At 33.0% G+C, this 14,340-nt stretch carries 16 protein-coding genes; 6 read left to right on the top strand and 10 right to left on the bottom strand.

Translation table 11 applies throughout. The annotated features are described in order from the left end of the window. Window positions 1-78: 78 nt before the first annotated feature. Both ES674_RS10610 and ES674_RS10605 read right to left on the bottom strand, forming a co-directional pair. On the bottom strand, window positions 79-657 hold the full coding sequence (locus tag ES674_RS10610; protein WP_148404010.1) for a DUF4331 family protein: 579 nt from the start codon (window positions 655-657) through the stop codon (window positions 79-81). Window positions 658-684: 27 nt separating this feature from the next. Next, window positions 685-1,335 carry a DUF4331 family protein gene (locus tag ES674_RS10605; RefSeq protein WP_148404009.1) on the bottom strand — a complete coding sequence of 217 codons (651 nt, stop codon included), beginning with the start codon at window positions 1,333-1,335 and terminating at the stop codon, window positions 685-687. A 144-nt stretch (window positions 1,336-1,479) separates the two neighbouring features. On the opposite strand from ES674_RS10605, the gene ES674_RS10600 reads away from it, so the two are divergent. Beyond that, window positions 1,480-2,652, top strand: coding sequence for an LETM1-related biofilm-associated protein (locus ES674_RS10600; protein WP_148404008.1), 1,173 nt, complete (start codon window positions 1,480-1,482; stop codon window positions 2,650-2,652). A gap of 27 nt (window positions 2,653-2,679) precedes the next feature. Here ES674_RS10600 and ES674_RS10595 read toward each other — a convergent pair whose 3' ends face one another. The 4 genes from ES674_RS10595 to ES674_RS10580 all read right to left on the bottom strand — a co-directional run bounded on the left by ES674_RS10595 (window position 2,680) and on the right by ES674_RS10580 (window position 6,122). Further along, window positions 2,680-3,435, bottom strand: a complete 756-nt coding sequence (locus tag ES674_RS10595; RefSeq protein ID WP_148404007.1) for a LytR/AlgR family response regulator transcription factor — start codon at window positions 3,433-3,435, stop codon at window positions 2,680-2,682. Window positions 3,436-3,459: 24 nt separating this feature from the next. After that, window positions 3,460-3,771, bottom strand: a complete 312-nt coding sequence (locus ES674_RS10590) for a 2TM domain-containing protein (protein WP_148404006.1) — start codon at window positions 3,769-3,771, stop codon at window positions 3,460-3,462. Further along, window positions 3,771-5,102 (bottom strand): histidine kinase, encoded by a 1,332-nt coding sequence (locus ES674_RS10585; RefSeq protein WP_148404005.1) that lies wholly within the window; start codon window positions 5,100-5,102, stop codon window positions 3,771-3,773. Before ES674_RS10585 ends, ES674_RS10590 begins: the two co-directional genes overlap by 1 nt. 291 nt (window positions 5,103-5,393) lie before the next feature. Then, complete coding sequence (locus ES674_RS10580; RefSeq protein WP_148404004.1) at window positions 5,394-6,122, bottom strand: energy transducer TonB; 729 nt, start codon at window positions 6,120-6,122, stop codon at window positions 5,394-5,396. A gap of 368 nt (window positions 6,123-6,490) precedes the next feature. On the opposite strand from ES674_RS10580, the gene ES674_RS10575 reads away from it, so the two are divergent. Both ES674_RS10575 and ES674_RS10570 read left to right on the top strand, forming a co-directional pair. Next, entirely contained in the window at window positions 6,491-7,753 is a 1,263-nt protein-coding gene (locus ES674_RS10575) for an alpha/beta hydrolase-fold protein (RefSeq protein WP_148404003.1), read from the top strand. A 26-nt stretch (window positions 7,754-7,779) separates the two neighbouring features. Beyond that, window positions 7,780-8,445, top strand: a complete 666-nt coding sequence (locus ES674_RS10570; protein ID WP_148404002.1) for a lysoplasmalogenase — start codon at window positions 7,780-7,782, stop codon at window positions 8,443-8,445. A gap of 62 nt (window positions 8,446-8,507) precedes the next feature. Here the strand turns inward: ES674_RS10570 and ES674_RS10565 are convergent, their stop codons facing one another. Further along, window positions 8,508-9,788, bottom strand: coding sequence for an NAD(P)/FAD-dependent oxidoreductase (locus ES674_RS10565; RefSeq protein WP_148404001.1), 1,281 nt, complete (start codon window positions 9,786-9,788; stop codon window positions 8,508-8,510). A 129-nt stretch (window positions 9,789-9,917) separates the two neighbouring features. On the opposite strand from ES674_RS10565, the gene ES674_RS10560 reads away from it, so the two are divergent. Together ES674_RS10560 and ES674_RS10555 are read left to right on the top strand one after the other, a co-directional pair. Then, window positions 9,918-10,412 carry an RNA polymerase sigma factor gene (locus ES674_RS10560; RefSeq protein WP_148404000.1) on the top strand — a complete coding sequence of 165 codons (495 nt, stop codon included), beginning with the start codon at window positions 9,918-9,920 and terminating at the stop codon, window positions 10,410-10,412. Window positions 10,413-10,416: 4 nt separating this feature from the next. Continuing rightward, complete coding sequence (locus ES674_RS10555) at window positions 10,417-11,058, top strand: hypothetical protein (RefSeq protein ID WP_148403999.1); 642 nt, start codon at window positions 10,417-10,419, stop codon at window positions 11,056-11,058. A 2-nt stretch (window positions 11,059-11,060) separates the two neighbouring features. Here ES674_RS10555 and ES674_RS10550 read toward each other — a convergent pair whose 3' ends face one another. Further along, window positions 11,061-11,876 (bottom strand): lysophospholipid acyltransferase family protein, encoded by an 816-nt coding sequence (locus ES674_RS10550; RefSeq protein ID WP_148403998.1) that lies wholly within the window; start codon window positions 11,874-11,876, stop codon window positions 11,061-11,063. A gap of 49 nt (window positions 11,877-11,925) precedes the next feature. Continuing rightward, the gene (locus ES674_RS10545) at window positions 11,926-12,567 is read right to left on the bottom strand and encodes an NUDIX hydrolase (protein ID WP_148403997.1); all 642 of its coding nucleotides are present in this window, start codon (window positions 12,565-12,567) and stop codon (window positions 11,926-11,928) included. Between the two features lie 2 nt (window positions 12,568-12,569). On the opposite strand from ES674_RS10545, the gene ES674_RS10540 reads away from it, so the two are divergent. Beyond that, a complete protein-coding gene (locus ES674_RS10540; protein WP_148403996.1) occupies window positions 12,570-13,274 on the top strand; it encodes a peptidylprolyl isomerase in 705 nt (234 codons plus the stop codon). 2 nt (window positions 13,275-13,276) lie between these two features. On the opposite strand, the gene ES674_RS10535 is transcribed toward ES674_RS10540, so the two are convergent. Next, window positions 13,277-13,876 (bottom strand): trimeric intracellular cation channel family protein, encoded by a 600-nt coding sequence (locus ES674_RS10535; protein ID WP_148403995.1) that lies wholly within the window; start codon window positions 13,874-13,876, stop codon window positions 13,277-13,279. Window positions 13,877-14,340 lie beyond the last annotated feature (464 nt).

The following is a 14,340-nucleotide window of genomic DNA, read 5'->3' as shown; positions in this document are numbered from 1 at the left end:
GTTTGTGTGTTTGTTTTGTAATATTGGTAATTAAAAAAATAATCAGAGTATGCTTACACATACTCTGATTTCTAGCTATTACCAAGCGCTAGCTAAATAGGGAAATCCAATTAAAAAATCTTTATCATTTGCATCAACATTATCATTTGATAATCCTGGAAACTCTGGATTTGTTAAACCGGCTTCACCACCAAAAATTAAAATTAATTCTACTGTAATAACATCATCCGTTAAATTACGACCCGTTAATACATTGGTTCCATCAAAAAATGTTGTTGGACCATCTAATGAAACTGTTAGTACATCCGTTGCTAATAAACCTGTAAACTGCTCAGATGTTAATCCTAAAGCATTAGAATCACCAGGGTTTGCAAAAGCAGGATTTAAACCTTCTAAATTAGCTTGAAACATACCTTGGAAAGTAGCGTTTTGTTCAGATGGAATAGTTTTGTTAAACATGTTTTTACTTGCAGGTGAAACAAAAACAGTGTTCACCGCTGGTCTAGCCATTTGATCTTGTTGCATATAAACTCCTGAAAAGTCTGATCCTGTAGTTCCACCACCGCCTGGTGCTGGTGTAAAATCGTCATCGTTTGAACAACTGAAAGTAATGGCTGATAAAGCAACCACACCTAATATATATTTGATATTTTTCATAATTTGTAAATTTTAAATGTTAGTTAATTATTGTTTGCTTTTAGATTCAACCCATGTGTTGATGCTTCCTGAACCACCTACCATACTTTTTGGCACTTCAATTACAACAGACATAACATTTGTTCCTGCAAACGTATCTGAACCTGGATTAGCAAACTCCGTTTCATTTCCAGCGATAATATCACCAAAACGTGCGAAATCCATAAAAAATGGATCATCTCTAGGACCTGCAAAAAATTTCATACCGTTTGTTTCTTCAATTACCGCCGATTGACCGTATTTAGAAATGGCAACATTACCAGACGCTTTACTTTTAAGAATAGAACTGCTTAAACCCGTATTTGTTGGCGCATATGGACCGAAAAAATACATTTTTCCATTTCTTGGAATGGCTTGAATAACTAAATCTTCAATGTTATCTTCATTGGTATCAATGTTGATTTCAATCATTACATTTTCATCAAACGCAGCAGCGCTTGTAGAAGCTGGACTTAATAATCCTTGAACGTTAGCCACAAAGACTAAATTGTCTGTGTCTTGCCCTTGAAAGGCGTAGAAATCGGTAATATCACTAGTACCGCCCGCTACTGCTGGTGCATCGATATGATCGGCTGCTACCAAAACGAAACCGGCCATTACTGCGACGCCGATTCCCAAATAAATTTTCATGTTTTTCATAATTTTGAGTTTTTGTTAATTATTATTTACTCTCACACCTACCTACGCAAAAACTTTAAAGTCGGTTTTATTTATTTTTGATAAACTTAATTTATAGGCACTTTTAGATTAATAATTTATCTTTGTGCCATTAATAACAATCTCATGAACCCATCAGCAAGCGGCTGGATATATAAACTTTTACTTGTAGAAAATTTATCTACAAATCTTGCTACGCTTTCTACAGAAACTTTTTATAAAGAGCTTCGAAAAAATGGTTTTATATATGGTAGTAATGTGGGCGTTTTTAAAAACTATGTATCCAAACAGGATTTTACAAGTGAAGAGATTTGTAAAATAAATTTAATCACGGCTTTTAAATATATTCATAGCACATCTAAAACAGATACCGTTTTTATTGACAGCGTTCTTGATTTTTACATCCATATCAACGCTTATAAATCTTCGTTTTTTTCAGAATTGCTTGGAGGCAAGAAAAATGTAACGACTTTAGAAAAAATTATTCATAAGCGGGTTCAAATAGATGACAATGTTTTTGAGAGAAGTTTTAACTATTTTATCACCAATGCACTTCTATTTACTGATGTTCTAGCCTATAAAACGTTTTTGAAGACCGAAAACATTTCAGAAATCTATCTTCAGAATTTTGAAGCCTCTATTGAAACTATCGTTGTTCAAACTTTAAACTCTAAAATTCAGAAAAGTGATTATGATACCAGCCTTATAGATTTGTTTGAGCAGTCTAGACGCTATCATGACACGGCAAAAATGGATTATCAGGATGCGCTTCTTCATATTTCTAAACCTTTAGAGAAACATTATATCATGGATATTGCCTGTATGGCTGCGTGGGGAGATAGTGTAATTGATAAACGGGAATATGATTTTTTAAATACATTAAGTAGCGATTTAAAGTTAAGAACTTCGCATACGGATGAAGCTACCAAAGCTATTCATACATTTTATGAAACGCATAAAGATCGGATTGCCCTTTTAAGTTCCAAGAATATTGTAAAGACATTTTACAATAATTCTAGCGAAATGGTGAAGAAATTAATTTCAAGAAACAGTAAACGTTTATTAAAGGAGTTACGTGAAAGTAAAGATCTTATGAAATTGCTTACGCAATCTACAGTTCGAGAACTGAACGCTGAAGAACAAAAGCGTGTGAATAATCAATTATTAGATATTTTTAAATCTATACCGAGTTTGGCTATTTTTATGTTACCAGGAGGTGCCTTATTATTGCCAATTGTAATTAAATTTATCCCGAAATTATTGCCATCAGCTTTTGATGATAATAGATTAGAGGATTAATTTTAGTTAGAAATTTTCTCTACAACCTTATTCTAGCCAATTTTTAAATTCCTTAACCCGCTCGCGCGCTACAATAATTTCTTGTTCGTTAAAACTAGTCAATTTAATCTGTAATCTGGAGTTGGAATAATTAACCATATCCTTAATAGCATGAATATGAACGTAGAATTTTCTATTCACTCTAAAAAATAATTTCGGATTCAAATCATCCTCCAGTTGTTCTAAAGTAATATCCAGCAAATAGCTTCGGCCTTGGTTTGTGTGCAAATACGTGCCTTTATTTTCGCTGTAAAAGCATTCTATATCTTCAATGTTAAACAGTTTTAAATGCTGGCCAACTTTTACTGAAAAGCGCTTTTTATAGTCTGGTTCTGCTGAATTAACCAGTAAATTTCTAATTACATTAAAATCTACAGTTACCTGTTGAGCCTTAAATTGATGTTCTTTAAATTTCTCTAAAGCTTTTGCCAATTCATCATCATCAATTGGTTTTAATAGATAATCTATGCTATTCAATTTAAAGGCCTGAAGTGCATATTCATCAAAAGCTGTCGTGAAAATAATAGCAGATTTCACTTGAACCACATCGAAAATCTCAAAAGACAAGCCATCACTTAATTGAATATCTAAAAAAATGAGATCGGGATGTGGATTATTTTGAAACCAAGCAATAGATTCTTCAACAGAGTGTAACATGGTTTCGGCTTGTAAATCCAATTTACTCAACATGCGCTGTAAACGTCTTGCTGATGGTTTTTCGTCTTCTATAATAATGATATTCATAATAAATGTAATGGTAATTAGTAGTTAACGTTTTTTGTAACGATTCATATATTCACTGATTTTGCGCTCTTCCCAATTTTTGCCTAAAACCCAATTTGGTAAATAAACAGATAAGCCATGTACCAATAATCCAAATCCCCAAAAGGTTAAGGTGAAGAAATTCTCAAAATGAAAGTAGCTTTCTCCAGGTTCTAAAGCTTGAATATTCAGCACCACAATCATTAAATTAATAACCACAAACACCAATACATGAGAATAAAATGCTTTAATTTTTTTTACCTCGCCTTTTGCACGATCCATCCGAGATCTTTGCTCAAAATTGTAATTACTATTCATTAGTTCCAGTTGTTTTGATTAATATCTTTATTTAAAATTTCTTGTATTTTGCGTTCTTCCCATAATTTACCGTAACCAAATACGCCAAACCCATGGAATATTAGTCCCATTCCCCATCCTAACATAGGAAACCAAAACCATTGAAATTCCCACGATGTATTATAATTAATAAAAAACAATAAAGGTATAACAAGGCAATATGAAATAAGGTTGCCATAAAAACCCTTTATTTTTTCCACCTCTTTTTTTGCAAAATAGTAGGCTTCCTCTTGATTTGTAATTTGTTCTGGTTCCATAACGGTTGTTCGTTTTGTTAGCATTGGAATTGACACCATAAAAACCGTTGCTTCTTGGTTTATAAATACTTTTCTAGATGTTAATAAGGAATAGCGTTCGGTAATATTGCCTAAACCTACGCCACTACCCTTTTTCAAAACTTGCTTGGTTTGCAAATTATTCTCGACGACTAAATTGCCTTGATTTTCATATATTTTTATTTGTAAAGGTTTATTGGACGTTACCATATTATGTTTTACGGCATTTTCCAATAGAAGCTGTAATGATAAGGGCACCACTTTACTTTCAGGATTGGAAGCCTGCTTAGGGATTTCAAAAATAATACTTTCCTCAAATCGCATTTTTAGCAAGTTCATATAGGTTCTAGCAAAAGCTAATTCATCATCTACCGAAACCAAATCTTTATTTTTTTGCTCTAAAACATATCTGTAAATTTTTGAAAGTGACGTGGTAAATTTTTGGGCGTTTTCAGGATTCTCTTCAATTAAACTAGACAATACATTTAAGCTATTAAACAAAAAGTGAGGATCTAATTGGTTTTTAAGCGCATCAAATTTTGCTGTCTGCGTTTGCGCCACGATTTGCGATTCTTTCACCTTTTTTTCTTGGGCTTGTTTAAAGAAAAATATGGCATGAAAGACTATAACAATGGTTAAACTCATCCATAACCCGAAAATGTAATCGCGATAAGATTCATTATCCACAAATGTTTGAAAACTCTTGTTTTCAAAAACCATAGATTCAAACATGTGAAGAAAAAATAAACCAATTAAGGTAATCACAACCGAACCAACTAAACCAAACAAAATGCGATTAAAAGCTTGACCTTTCCACAAATCATATTTTCCTAAATAGTAGAAAAATTGCATATTAGAATAGCCTAAAACAAAAGCATATAATTGATAAAATAGAAAATTTGTTCCTAATTCATTTATTGTTTTATTCTCAAAACCGCCTGTTAATGCATTTCCAATCAGGAAAACCATGATCCCAATTACAAATACGATGGCGATATTTTTAAAAAATTTATTCATGGGTTTTATAAATTTATCATCTGATTTAATTTTATAAAGCTAAACAAAACCATTTGTAACACGCTTAATTTTTTCATTTGATAAGACAAATATCTGCCCGTATCTTTAGTTTTAAAAAAGATACCTACTGAACTGTAATTTTTAATAGCTGAAATGTAAAAAGATTCAAATTCGAATAAGAAAATATGAATTTGGCCAACAAACTGATTGAGATATTCAGTTGTTTATGAACTAAATATTGAAACTCAATTCAAAACATTATTAAATAATGCTACTATAAGTAAGAAGGAATTAATCTGTTATTTGAAAATTAATAGGAATGGTATAGGGCACTTTTACCGGTTTTCCGCGTTGTTTTCCAGGTTCCATTTTTGGCAATAAACCTATAATCCGTTCAGCCTCTCGTTCCAATTGAAGATCTGGACCTCGGGATTTAATATTGCTTACAATACCATTAACATCTATAACAAACATCACATATACTTTACCGTGAATTCCTAAATCTAAAGCGGATTCTGGATATTTAAAATTCTTGCGGATATGTTCGTTTATTTTGGCATTGAAACAGTCCCGCAACTCATTGTTGTTTTTACCTGCACAATTTGGGAAAATAGGTACATTTTCCACTACTGAAAAAGGAACAGTAACTTCTTCTTCCACCTCTTCTACAACTACCTCTTCCACCGCAATTTCACGTTCCACAATCCGATCGTCTTGATTGGACTCGGAGCTTTCTATGACCGTTTCTTCTATTTCTTTAGTGTCTTCAACTATTGTAATTACTTCAGGAACTGCAGCAGCAGCTGGCGGCGGTGGCAGCGTTGTTTCAAGGTTAACAATGGGAATATCCTCTTCAATTTCATCACTAAAAATCAAGAGTTCTTGCGTTGCATTCTTATGGTCATAAGTACGATATTCCAAACCACGCCACGTAAAAAATAACATGACGTTAAGACCAACAGCAAAATAAATGGCACTATTACGACCAATTTCTAAATTAGCTTTTTTTTTGAGTTTCATGATTCCTTAAGTTTAACCGTTATTAAGTTTCTCAAAATTTATCAATAAAACTATGATTTGAATCACGTTTTAACCTGACTAACAGGATATTAAATATATTGAATATTAATCTATAAGTGGAATAATTCTGCATAAGTTTTTAAAATGTGTAAAATAAAAACTCTATGCAAAAACTGTTTCTATTTAAGTTTAAGCAAACTTAGCTGGCAAAGTTCATAATATTTCCAAATACAGATACTTAACCAACCCCAATGTAACTAGGTTGAAATATAAAATACTAAAAAATTAATAATAAATTCCTATTTTAGTAATCTAACTTGTACCGTATTTTGAGCTTTTTTATAAAATCATCGAGGTGTATTAAAATAGTGATACTACTAATTAGTATGCTGTTTATTGCTGTTTGTCACGAAACGAGCGCTCAAACAAATAATAAAGGATTAATTACTATCGGTGTTTCAGACAGTATCCAATCTTCCATTTTAGATGAAAAACGCGATTTTTGGGTACACATTCCAGAATCCGAAAACGACTCTGAAGTAGCATTTCCAGTGGTTTATTTATTAGATGGTGATAAACATTTCACGTCTGTTGTGGGTATTATTCAAGAGTTAAGTGCCACAAAAGGCAATACCCTAATGCCAAAAATGATTGTGGTTGGCATTCTCAACACAGACCGAATGCGCGACTTAACACCCAAACATGGAAATCAGAAAAATGGACCAAACACATCTGGTGGTGGCGAAGCTTTTTTGGATTTTATGAAAAAAGAGCTTATTCCTTATATAGATCAGAAGTATCCTACTAAACCTTACAGAATTTACATTGGGCATTCTTTGGGTGGACTGACTGTTATTAATACCATGCTCAAGAAACCTGAACTTTTTAATAGTTATATAGCTTTAGATCCTAGTTTATGGTGGGCAGATTCTGCCATGCTGAAAGAAGCAAACGTAATTCTTAATAATAAAAGCCTAACTGATGAAACTTTATACCTTGGAATAGCTAACACTTTAAAACCTGAAGTTACTATTGGAACCGTTACCGCAGATACGACGCATGCAACTCAACACATTCGAGATATTCTAGAATTTTCTACAAAAATTGTTCCCGAATCTTCAGCTAAACTGGACTTTAAATTTCAGTATTATCCCGATGATGGCCACGGAAGTCTGCCCTTAATAGCTACTTATGACGCTTTACGCTATATATTTTCTTGGTACGATATGGATAAGAGTTTTATTCCACTCATTTTAAATCTAGAAATTAAAGATGTTGCGGTCATTAAAACACTCAAAATTCACTTTCAAAATATATCTGAAAAATTAGGATATACGGTATTACCACCCGAAGATTACGTAAATCAGTTAGGATATGGCTGCATAAAACGTGAGCTCTACGAAAAAGCCGAAGCTTTCTTTAAATTGAATGTAAAAAATTATCCTAACAATTCGAATGTTTATGATTCTCTTGGCGATTATTATGCTGCCATAAAAGATATAGACAAAGCTATTTTAGCTTACCATAAAGCATTAAAAACTGGTGCTGGAAGTACGTATTCCAGAGACAAATTATATGCTTTATTACTTCAAGAAAAAGCGCATACCCTCGTCCTAAAAAAGAATCATTAACCAACAATTATTTCTATCTATAAATCATGAAATTAACCACTGCCGAAAAATATTTTATACTCCTATTTTCTCTCTTATTAATTATTGAAATCTTCGCTTCAACCTCATATCCATTTCTTCATTATTTTGCAAAACCAGCTTTAGTAATTTCATTGATCATTTTTTATGGGCAATGTCAAAAACCAATTTCAACCCGATTAAAACTGCTTACAATTGGCGCCTTAATCTTCTCATTATTGGGTGATATTTTACTCATGTTTGTAGATCAATCTGAACACTTTTTTACGGTTGGATTAGTGGCATTTTTAACAGCTCATATTCTTTATATTTTAGTATTTTTAAAACGCAGAAATGTCTCTAAAATTCCAATCATATTTTGTTCAATTTTAGCTGTATATGGAGCCGTACTTTTTTACCTTTTAAAAGATAATTTAGGCGCTATGCTTTTACCTGTTATTATTTATATGGCTGTCATTTTAGGGATGGCAACAGCTGCATATTTACGGAAAGGAATGGTTGGCAAGGAAAGCTATATTCTGGTATTTATTGGAGCTATTCTTTTTATGATTTCAGATAGTTTATTAGCACTCAATAAATTTTATGAACCCTTGCCGTATTCAAATATAAGTATTATGTTTACATATGCTTTTGCGCAGTTATCTATTGTTTTTGGCCTTCTAAAACAACGATAGATTTTATTTATACTGAATATTTATAATACTGTAATCCAATTATTTATACATTACATATTAAACTATTTATTCAACTTATTAAAAGGACGTATAATTAAGCGTGCAGCCTTGTCAAAATTGATGTAATTGTAGGTCCAATTGAAGAAAACCACGACTCTATTTCTAAATCCTACCAGTGCCATAAGGTGAATAAACATCCAAACAAACCAGGCAAAAAATCCAGCGAATTTTAGTGCGCCTAAATCAACAACGGCCTTATTCCTCCCTATGGTTGCCATAGAACCTTTGTCGCTATATTTGAATTCTTTCATGGGTTTATTCGCTATTAATTTCAAGATATTTTTAGCAAATAATTGCCCTTGTTGAATGGCTGGTTGCGCCACTTGAGGATGCCCTTTTGGATAGGCTTTTGTTTCCATATATGCTATGTCTCCTAGCGCAAAAATGTTAGGGTAATTTTCCACCTGATTATAAGTATTCACGCTGTACCGATTTGTCCGTTCCATGAGTGATTCTGAAGCCAATCCTTTCACTGGATTTCCAGTTACACCAGCAGCCCAAATTAAGGTTTCAGATTCCAATTCTAAATCTGTATTGGTTTCCACTTTCTTGCCATCATAATTTTTTACGAAGGTATTACAATGAATTTGAACTCCCAATTTATCTAAAAATTCCATCGCTTTTTCAGAGGCATGTTTACTCATTGGCGGCAACAATCTTTCACTGCCTTCCAACAAATGTATCTGCATATCTTCAGCATTCAAATCGTGATAATCTTTGGGTACAATATTGTTTTTTAATTCCGCAATGGCACCTGCTAATTCCACTCCAGTTGGACCACCTCCGACAATAACAAAATTTAGAAAAGCATGACGCTCTTCAACTGATTTTGCTATGGTGGCTTTCTCTAAATTTTGAAGAATTAAACTTCGAATATTTAATGCCTGTGGAACCGTTTTCATAGGCATACTAAATGTCTCAACATCCGAATTTCCAAAATAATTGGTTTTTGTTCCGGTTGCTAAAACCAAATAATCATAAGTTAAGTTACCTATAGACGTTTCAATACTATTATTTTCTGCAGAAATGGAGAGAACTTCTGCAAGTCGGAAAAATATATTATCCGATTTATTAATAATTTTACGAAGTGGATAAGCAATAGAGTCCGGTTCTAATCCCGAACTAGATACTTGGTACAATAACGGTTGAAATGTATGGTAATTACGCTTATCCAATAAAACAACTTGAACGGGTTTGTTTTTTAAAGACTTTAGCAGGTTTACACCAGCAAAACCGCCGCCAACCACAACAATTCTAGGGAATTGCGATTCAGGAATATTCATAGTAAATAAATTAATTTCTATACCACAAATATAAAGTATACATGGTAAAATGGCTATTTTTGAATTATGTTTGTTTACCCTGTAACGTTTTGATAATAAAAACTACTTATACACTACTAAACCACCAATTTGAGCGAATCATTAGAACATAGTTTTGTTGAACAGCTAGAAACCAATCAGAATATTGTGCATAAAGTGTGTCGGCTTTACACCAACAACCAAGATGCGCATAACGATTTGTTTCAAGAAATCACCATTCAACTTTGGAAAGCCTATCCGAAATTTCGAGGGGACTCAAAATTTAGCACCTGGATGTATCGTGTGGCTTTAAATACCGCTATAACCCTTTACCGAAAGAAAAAACGCCGAATAAACACCCAAGAGTTTGATAGTATCGAGTTTAAAATTAAAGCGGAAGAATATGATGATACTGAAGAACAACAACTCAAATTGCTATATAGGGCCGTGAAAGAATTAAACGATATTGAAAAAGCATTGGTGTTTTTATATTTAGAAGATAAAAATTACAGAGAAATAAGTGAAACAATGGGTATTAGTGAAGTCAATGCGCGCGTGAAGATGAACAGAATCAAGACCAAACTAAAAACCATTTTAAATCCGTAAGTATATGGATGAACTAGAACTACTTAAAAAGGACTGGAAGAAGGAAGGCAATGCCTATCCGAAGCTGTCCTATAATGATATTTATAAGATGATTTTAAAGAGATCATCTTCTATTGTGAAATGGATATTTATAATCAGTCTATTGGAATTCGTATTCTGGCTGATATTATCCTTTGTATTAAAAGACACAAAAAGCATGGATCGTTATAATCAGTATGATGCTGATTATGTTATTATTCCATTAACTATTTTAGGATATATTATTTTGGCCTATTTCTTTTTTATGTTTTTTAGAAATTATAGAAACATAACCGTTACCGATAGTGCCAAAAAACTGATGGAAAGTATTTTAAAAACGCGTCAAACCGTTAAACAGTATGTAGCATTTAATCTGCTATATCTTATTGCCGCTGTGGTAGTCGTTTTATGCGTCGAGTTCAAGCAAGATCAACAACTAATAAATCTGGCGCAAACAGCTGCTGCAAGTGGTGAAACGTTTAAGTTTTACACCATATTTACATTAACAGTAATTGCCTTTTTAGTCGTAGTTATATTGATACTACTCTTCTTTTACTGGCTAGTTTACGGGATTTTATTAAGACGATTAAATAAGAATTATTCAGAACTTAAAAAATTAGATTTATAAAGCTACACGTTTTCTGGTGGACGATACCTTCGTTGTTGATTTAACGTTTCTTCTGCTTCTAAAACATCTTGTGGAATAACCTTCAAAAAAGAGGGATGTTGCTCTATAGCATATTCAATTTTTTCAACAATATCATCAATAGATTCATTATCGTAATCTATTACCAAAGGTTCTTTAATCTCCATGGATTGCAAAATGTTCTTCTTTTTAACACGAAGTCCTTTTTTGTCAAAAGAGCGTCTAAAACCATCAATAACAACGGGAACAACAATAGGTTTATAATGCTTAATAATATGAGCCGTTCCTTTTCTAATAGGTTTAAAAGGTGTCGTAGTTCCCTGCGGAAATGTTATAACCCAGCCATCATTTAAAGCCATTCTAATAGCTGAAATATCGCTCATTTTAACTTGGCGGTTTACATTTTCACCTTTAGATCTCCAAGTTCTTTCAATACTTATAGAACCTGCATAAGCCATTATTTTGGGCAATAATCCCGATTTCATGGTTTCTTTGGCAGCAACATAATAGATATTCATTTTTGGATGCCATAAATAGCCAACGTTTTTAATAGAATCATCACGATTACTTAAACTAGCGTTGAACACATGAAACATAGCTACCACATCCGCAAAATAGGTTTGGTGATTGGAAATAAACAATACATTATTGTCAGGCAAATTTCTAATAATTTCTGAACCTTCAATTTTAAGTTCATTAAAACCACGGAAACGTCTGTGAGTAAGTCCACCGAGAATTCTAATTATCCATTTTTTTAGAATTAGATAATGTCCAAAAGGATTTTTTTTAAACAAACCCATAGTCAATTTTACTATTAGTTAAGATTACAAATGTAGTAAAACTGCCCGTTTACAACAGTTCTTTTAACAAGTCTTTTATTTCACTCAACATCATGGCGGTGGCTCCCCAAACTACGTGATCATTTAATTGAAAGGCGGGAACTGCAACTTCCACATTATAGGAAGTTGATACTGTTTTAGTTACTACACTAGCTTCACTAATAAAATCCTTAAAAAAAACTTCAATTATAGCTTCTACCTCATCATCTTGCTTTTTAAATTTAGGCGTTGCGCGTGAAACACCAATAAAAGGATGTACAAAAAAGTTGCTTGGCGGAATATAAACTTGCGTCATAGCACGCAAAATTTCAATTTCTTGTTCCGGAACACCCACTTCTTCCCAAGTTTCACGAATAGCGGCGTGCTGAATAGAAGCATCAGAAGCTTCTACCTTCCCACCGGGAAATCCAACTTGCGCAGAGTGCACGCCTTTATAGGTTTTACGAAGTATTAATACCAATTTAGTTTCTGTATTCTCATCTGGATAAAACAAAGCCACAACCCCAGCGCTTCTGGCGTTTTTCATTTGATTTTTCTGTGCTTCCTGAAGCTTTTCTCTAAAAGGTGGGGACATTTTAAATTGAGAAGATTCGGCTGGCAGAGGTATATTTTCTATTTTTGATACCGACTTTAAAAATTCATCAAACTTCATTTATGATTCGTATTCTCGTGTTAAGTACTTTAATTTTATTTTTAGGTTGTGAAGATAAACAATCAAACCCCAAAGATACGGCACCTAAAATTACAAAATCAAAAGAAAAAAAAGCTAAAAAAATTGATAGTTCTGAATTAGAAACTGCCGAATTTCCATTCTTAACGGATGAAAATGCTATGGAATTCTTTCTGAAATATGAGAAAAAGAATAAAGAAAATAAAGGTCGCATTACTACTGAATTTGGAACTATTGACATTCTCCTTTATGAAGAAATAAAATTTCATCGTGCCAATTTCATCTATCTCACCAAACGTGGTTATTTTGATGATACCCAATTTTATCGCGTTGTTGATAATTTCGTCATTCAAGCAGGAAACACAGATGATCCAAAAATAATACGCAAACGTGCCGATATTGGTCATTATTTGCTTCCTCCTGATACTAAACGCGGCCTTAAACATCACAGAGGTGTTATAAGTGTGCCGAGTAGCGAAATAGAAGATGCCTATAAATTAGCATCGCCTTTTGAGTTTTTTATTGTTCAGAAAAAAGACGGCGCATATCATTTAGATGGCGATTATACCATTTTTGGCGAAGTAACTTCTGGTATGGACGTAGTAGATAAAATTGCAGCACAAGAAACAGATGGCAGTGAATGGCCGCTTCATAATATCTATATTAAAAAAGTAGAAATTATTAAATAAGCTTACTTATAAAGTGTTGGTAAACTCACTTTAAATCTTACCGCCAATAGGCGAACGGTAATTACTACTAGCCCAGCAATAATAAAAACGATATTATTATCTATTGGCAGTTTTCGGACTAAAAAATAGGTGAGACCTCCCAAAATACAGGCTGTTGCATAGATTTCTTTTCTAAAAATAACAGGAATTTCATTACATAAAATATCACGAATAACACCACCAAAACAGGCAGACATGGTTCCTAAAGCGATGCATACAATGGGATCTAGTCCAGCCGAAATGCCTTTTTCAACACCTACAACGGTGTATAATCCAATTCCAATGGTATCAAACAGGAAAAGAGACTTTCGTAAGTAATCTATTTTAGATTTGAAGATTATAGTCAAAACTGTTGAACCTAAAATAACATATATATAATTCAAATTCAACATCCAACTTACGGGTGTTTCGCCAATTAAAACATCGCGAAGTGTTCCACCACCAACAGCCGTTACGGTTGCAACAATTAGAATTCCGAACGGATCCATGCGTTTACTTAACGCAACCAATACACCAGAAATGGCAAATGCTATGGTTCCTAAAATATCAATGGCGTAAAACATGGCTAATTTCTATAAGTTTAAAATGCCTGCAAAGGTATTGAATGAAAAGGGTCTAATGAAACCGAATATCAAATAATTTTACGATTATTTTAAGCATTCCTTTTGAATTAATTATATAAATAATAGTTTCACAAAACATTGAAAAGATACCGCCAAAAAAAATGATATAAGCGATTCACACAATTTCACGTTGTGAAATTGGTTCTCAATAAACTTCCACAAAACATTAAAAAGATACCGCTAAAAAGCGGCATAAGCGATTCACACAATTTCACGCTGTGAAATTGGTTCTCAATAAACTTCCACAAAACATTAAAAAGATACCGCTAAAAAAGCGGCATAAGCGATTCACACAATTTCACGCTGTGAAATTGGTTCTCAATAAACTTCCACAAAACATTAAAAAGATACCGCTAAACAGCGGCATAAGCGATTCACACAATTTCACGCTGTGAAATTGGTTC

The organism is Bizionia myxarmorum (assembly GCF_008086205.1).
In the GTDB taxonomy this organism is placed as follows: domain Bacteria; phylum Bacteroidota; class Bacteroidia; order Flavobacteriales; family Flavobacteriaceae; genus Algorimicrobium; species Algorimicrobium myxarmorum.
Note: the sequence above shows the minus strand (reverse complement) of the source record. Positions and strands in the feature narration are given on the sequence as shown.

Excerpts from the sequence above, each read along its gene's own strand:
- ES674_RS10580 (WP_148404004.1), bottom strand. The coding sequence starts at position 6,122 with ATGAAACTCAAAAAAAAAGCTAATTTAGAAATTGGTCGTAATAGTGCC.
- ES674_RS10610 (WP_148404010.1), bottom strand. The coding sequence starts at position 657 with ATGAAAAATATCAAATATATATTAGGTGTGGTTGCTTTATCAGCCATT.
- ES674_RS10595 (WP_148404007.1), bottom strand. The coding sequence starts at position 3,435 with ATGAATATCATTATTATAGAAGACGAAAAACCATCAGCAAGACGTTTA.
- ES674_RS10605 (WP_148404009.1), bottom strand. The coding sequence starts at position 1,335 with ATGAAAAACATGAAAATTTATTTGGGAATCGGCGTCGCAGTAATGGCC.
- ES674_RS10585 (WP_148404005.1), bottom strand. The coding sequence starts at position 5,102 with ATGAATAAATTTTTTAAAAATATCGCCATCGTATTTGTAATTGGGATC.
- ES674_RS10565 (WP_148404001.1), bottom strand. The coding sequence starts at position 9,788 with ATGAATATTCCTGAATCGCAATTCCCTAGAATTGTTGTGGTTGGCGGC.
- ES674_RS10570 (WP_148404002.1), top strand. The coding sequence starts at position 7,780 with ATGAAATTAACCACTGCCGAAAAATATTTTATACTCCTATTTTCTCTC.
- ES674_RS10545 (WP_148403997.1), bottom strand. The coding sequence starts at position 12,567 with ATGAAGTTTGATGAATTTTTAAAGTCGGTATCAAAAATAGAAAATATA.
- ES674_RS10535 (WP_148403995.1), bottom strand. The coding sequence starts at position 13,876 with ATGTTTTACGCCATTGATATTTTAGGAACCATAGCATTTGCCATTTCT.
- ES674_RS10540 (WP_148403996.1), top strand. The coding sequence starts at position 12,570 with ATGATTCGTATTCTCGTGTTAAGTACTTTAATTTTATTTTTAGGTTGT.
- ES674_RS10600 (WP_148404008.1), top strand. The coding sequence starts at position 1,480 with ATGAACCCATCAGCAAGCGGCTGGATATATAAACTTTTACTTGTAGAA.
- ES674_RS10590 (WP_148404006.1), bottom strand. The coding sequence starts at position 3,771 with ATGAATAGTAATTACAATTTTGAGCAAAGATCTCGGATGGATCGTGCA.
- ES674_RS10550 (WP_148403998.1), bottom strand. The coding sequence starts at position 11,876 with ATGGGTTTGTTTAAAAAAAATCCTTTTGGACATTATCTAATTCTAAAA.
- ES674_RS10555 (WP_148403999.1), top strand. The coding sequence starts at position 10,417 with ATGGATGAACTAGAACTACTTAAAAAGGACTGGAAGAAGGAAGGCAAT.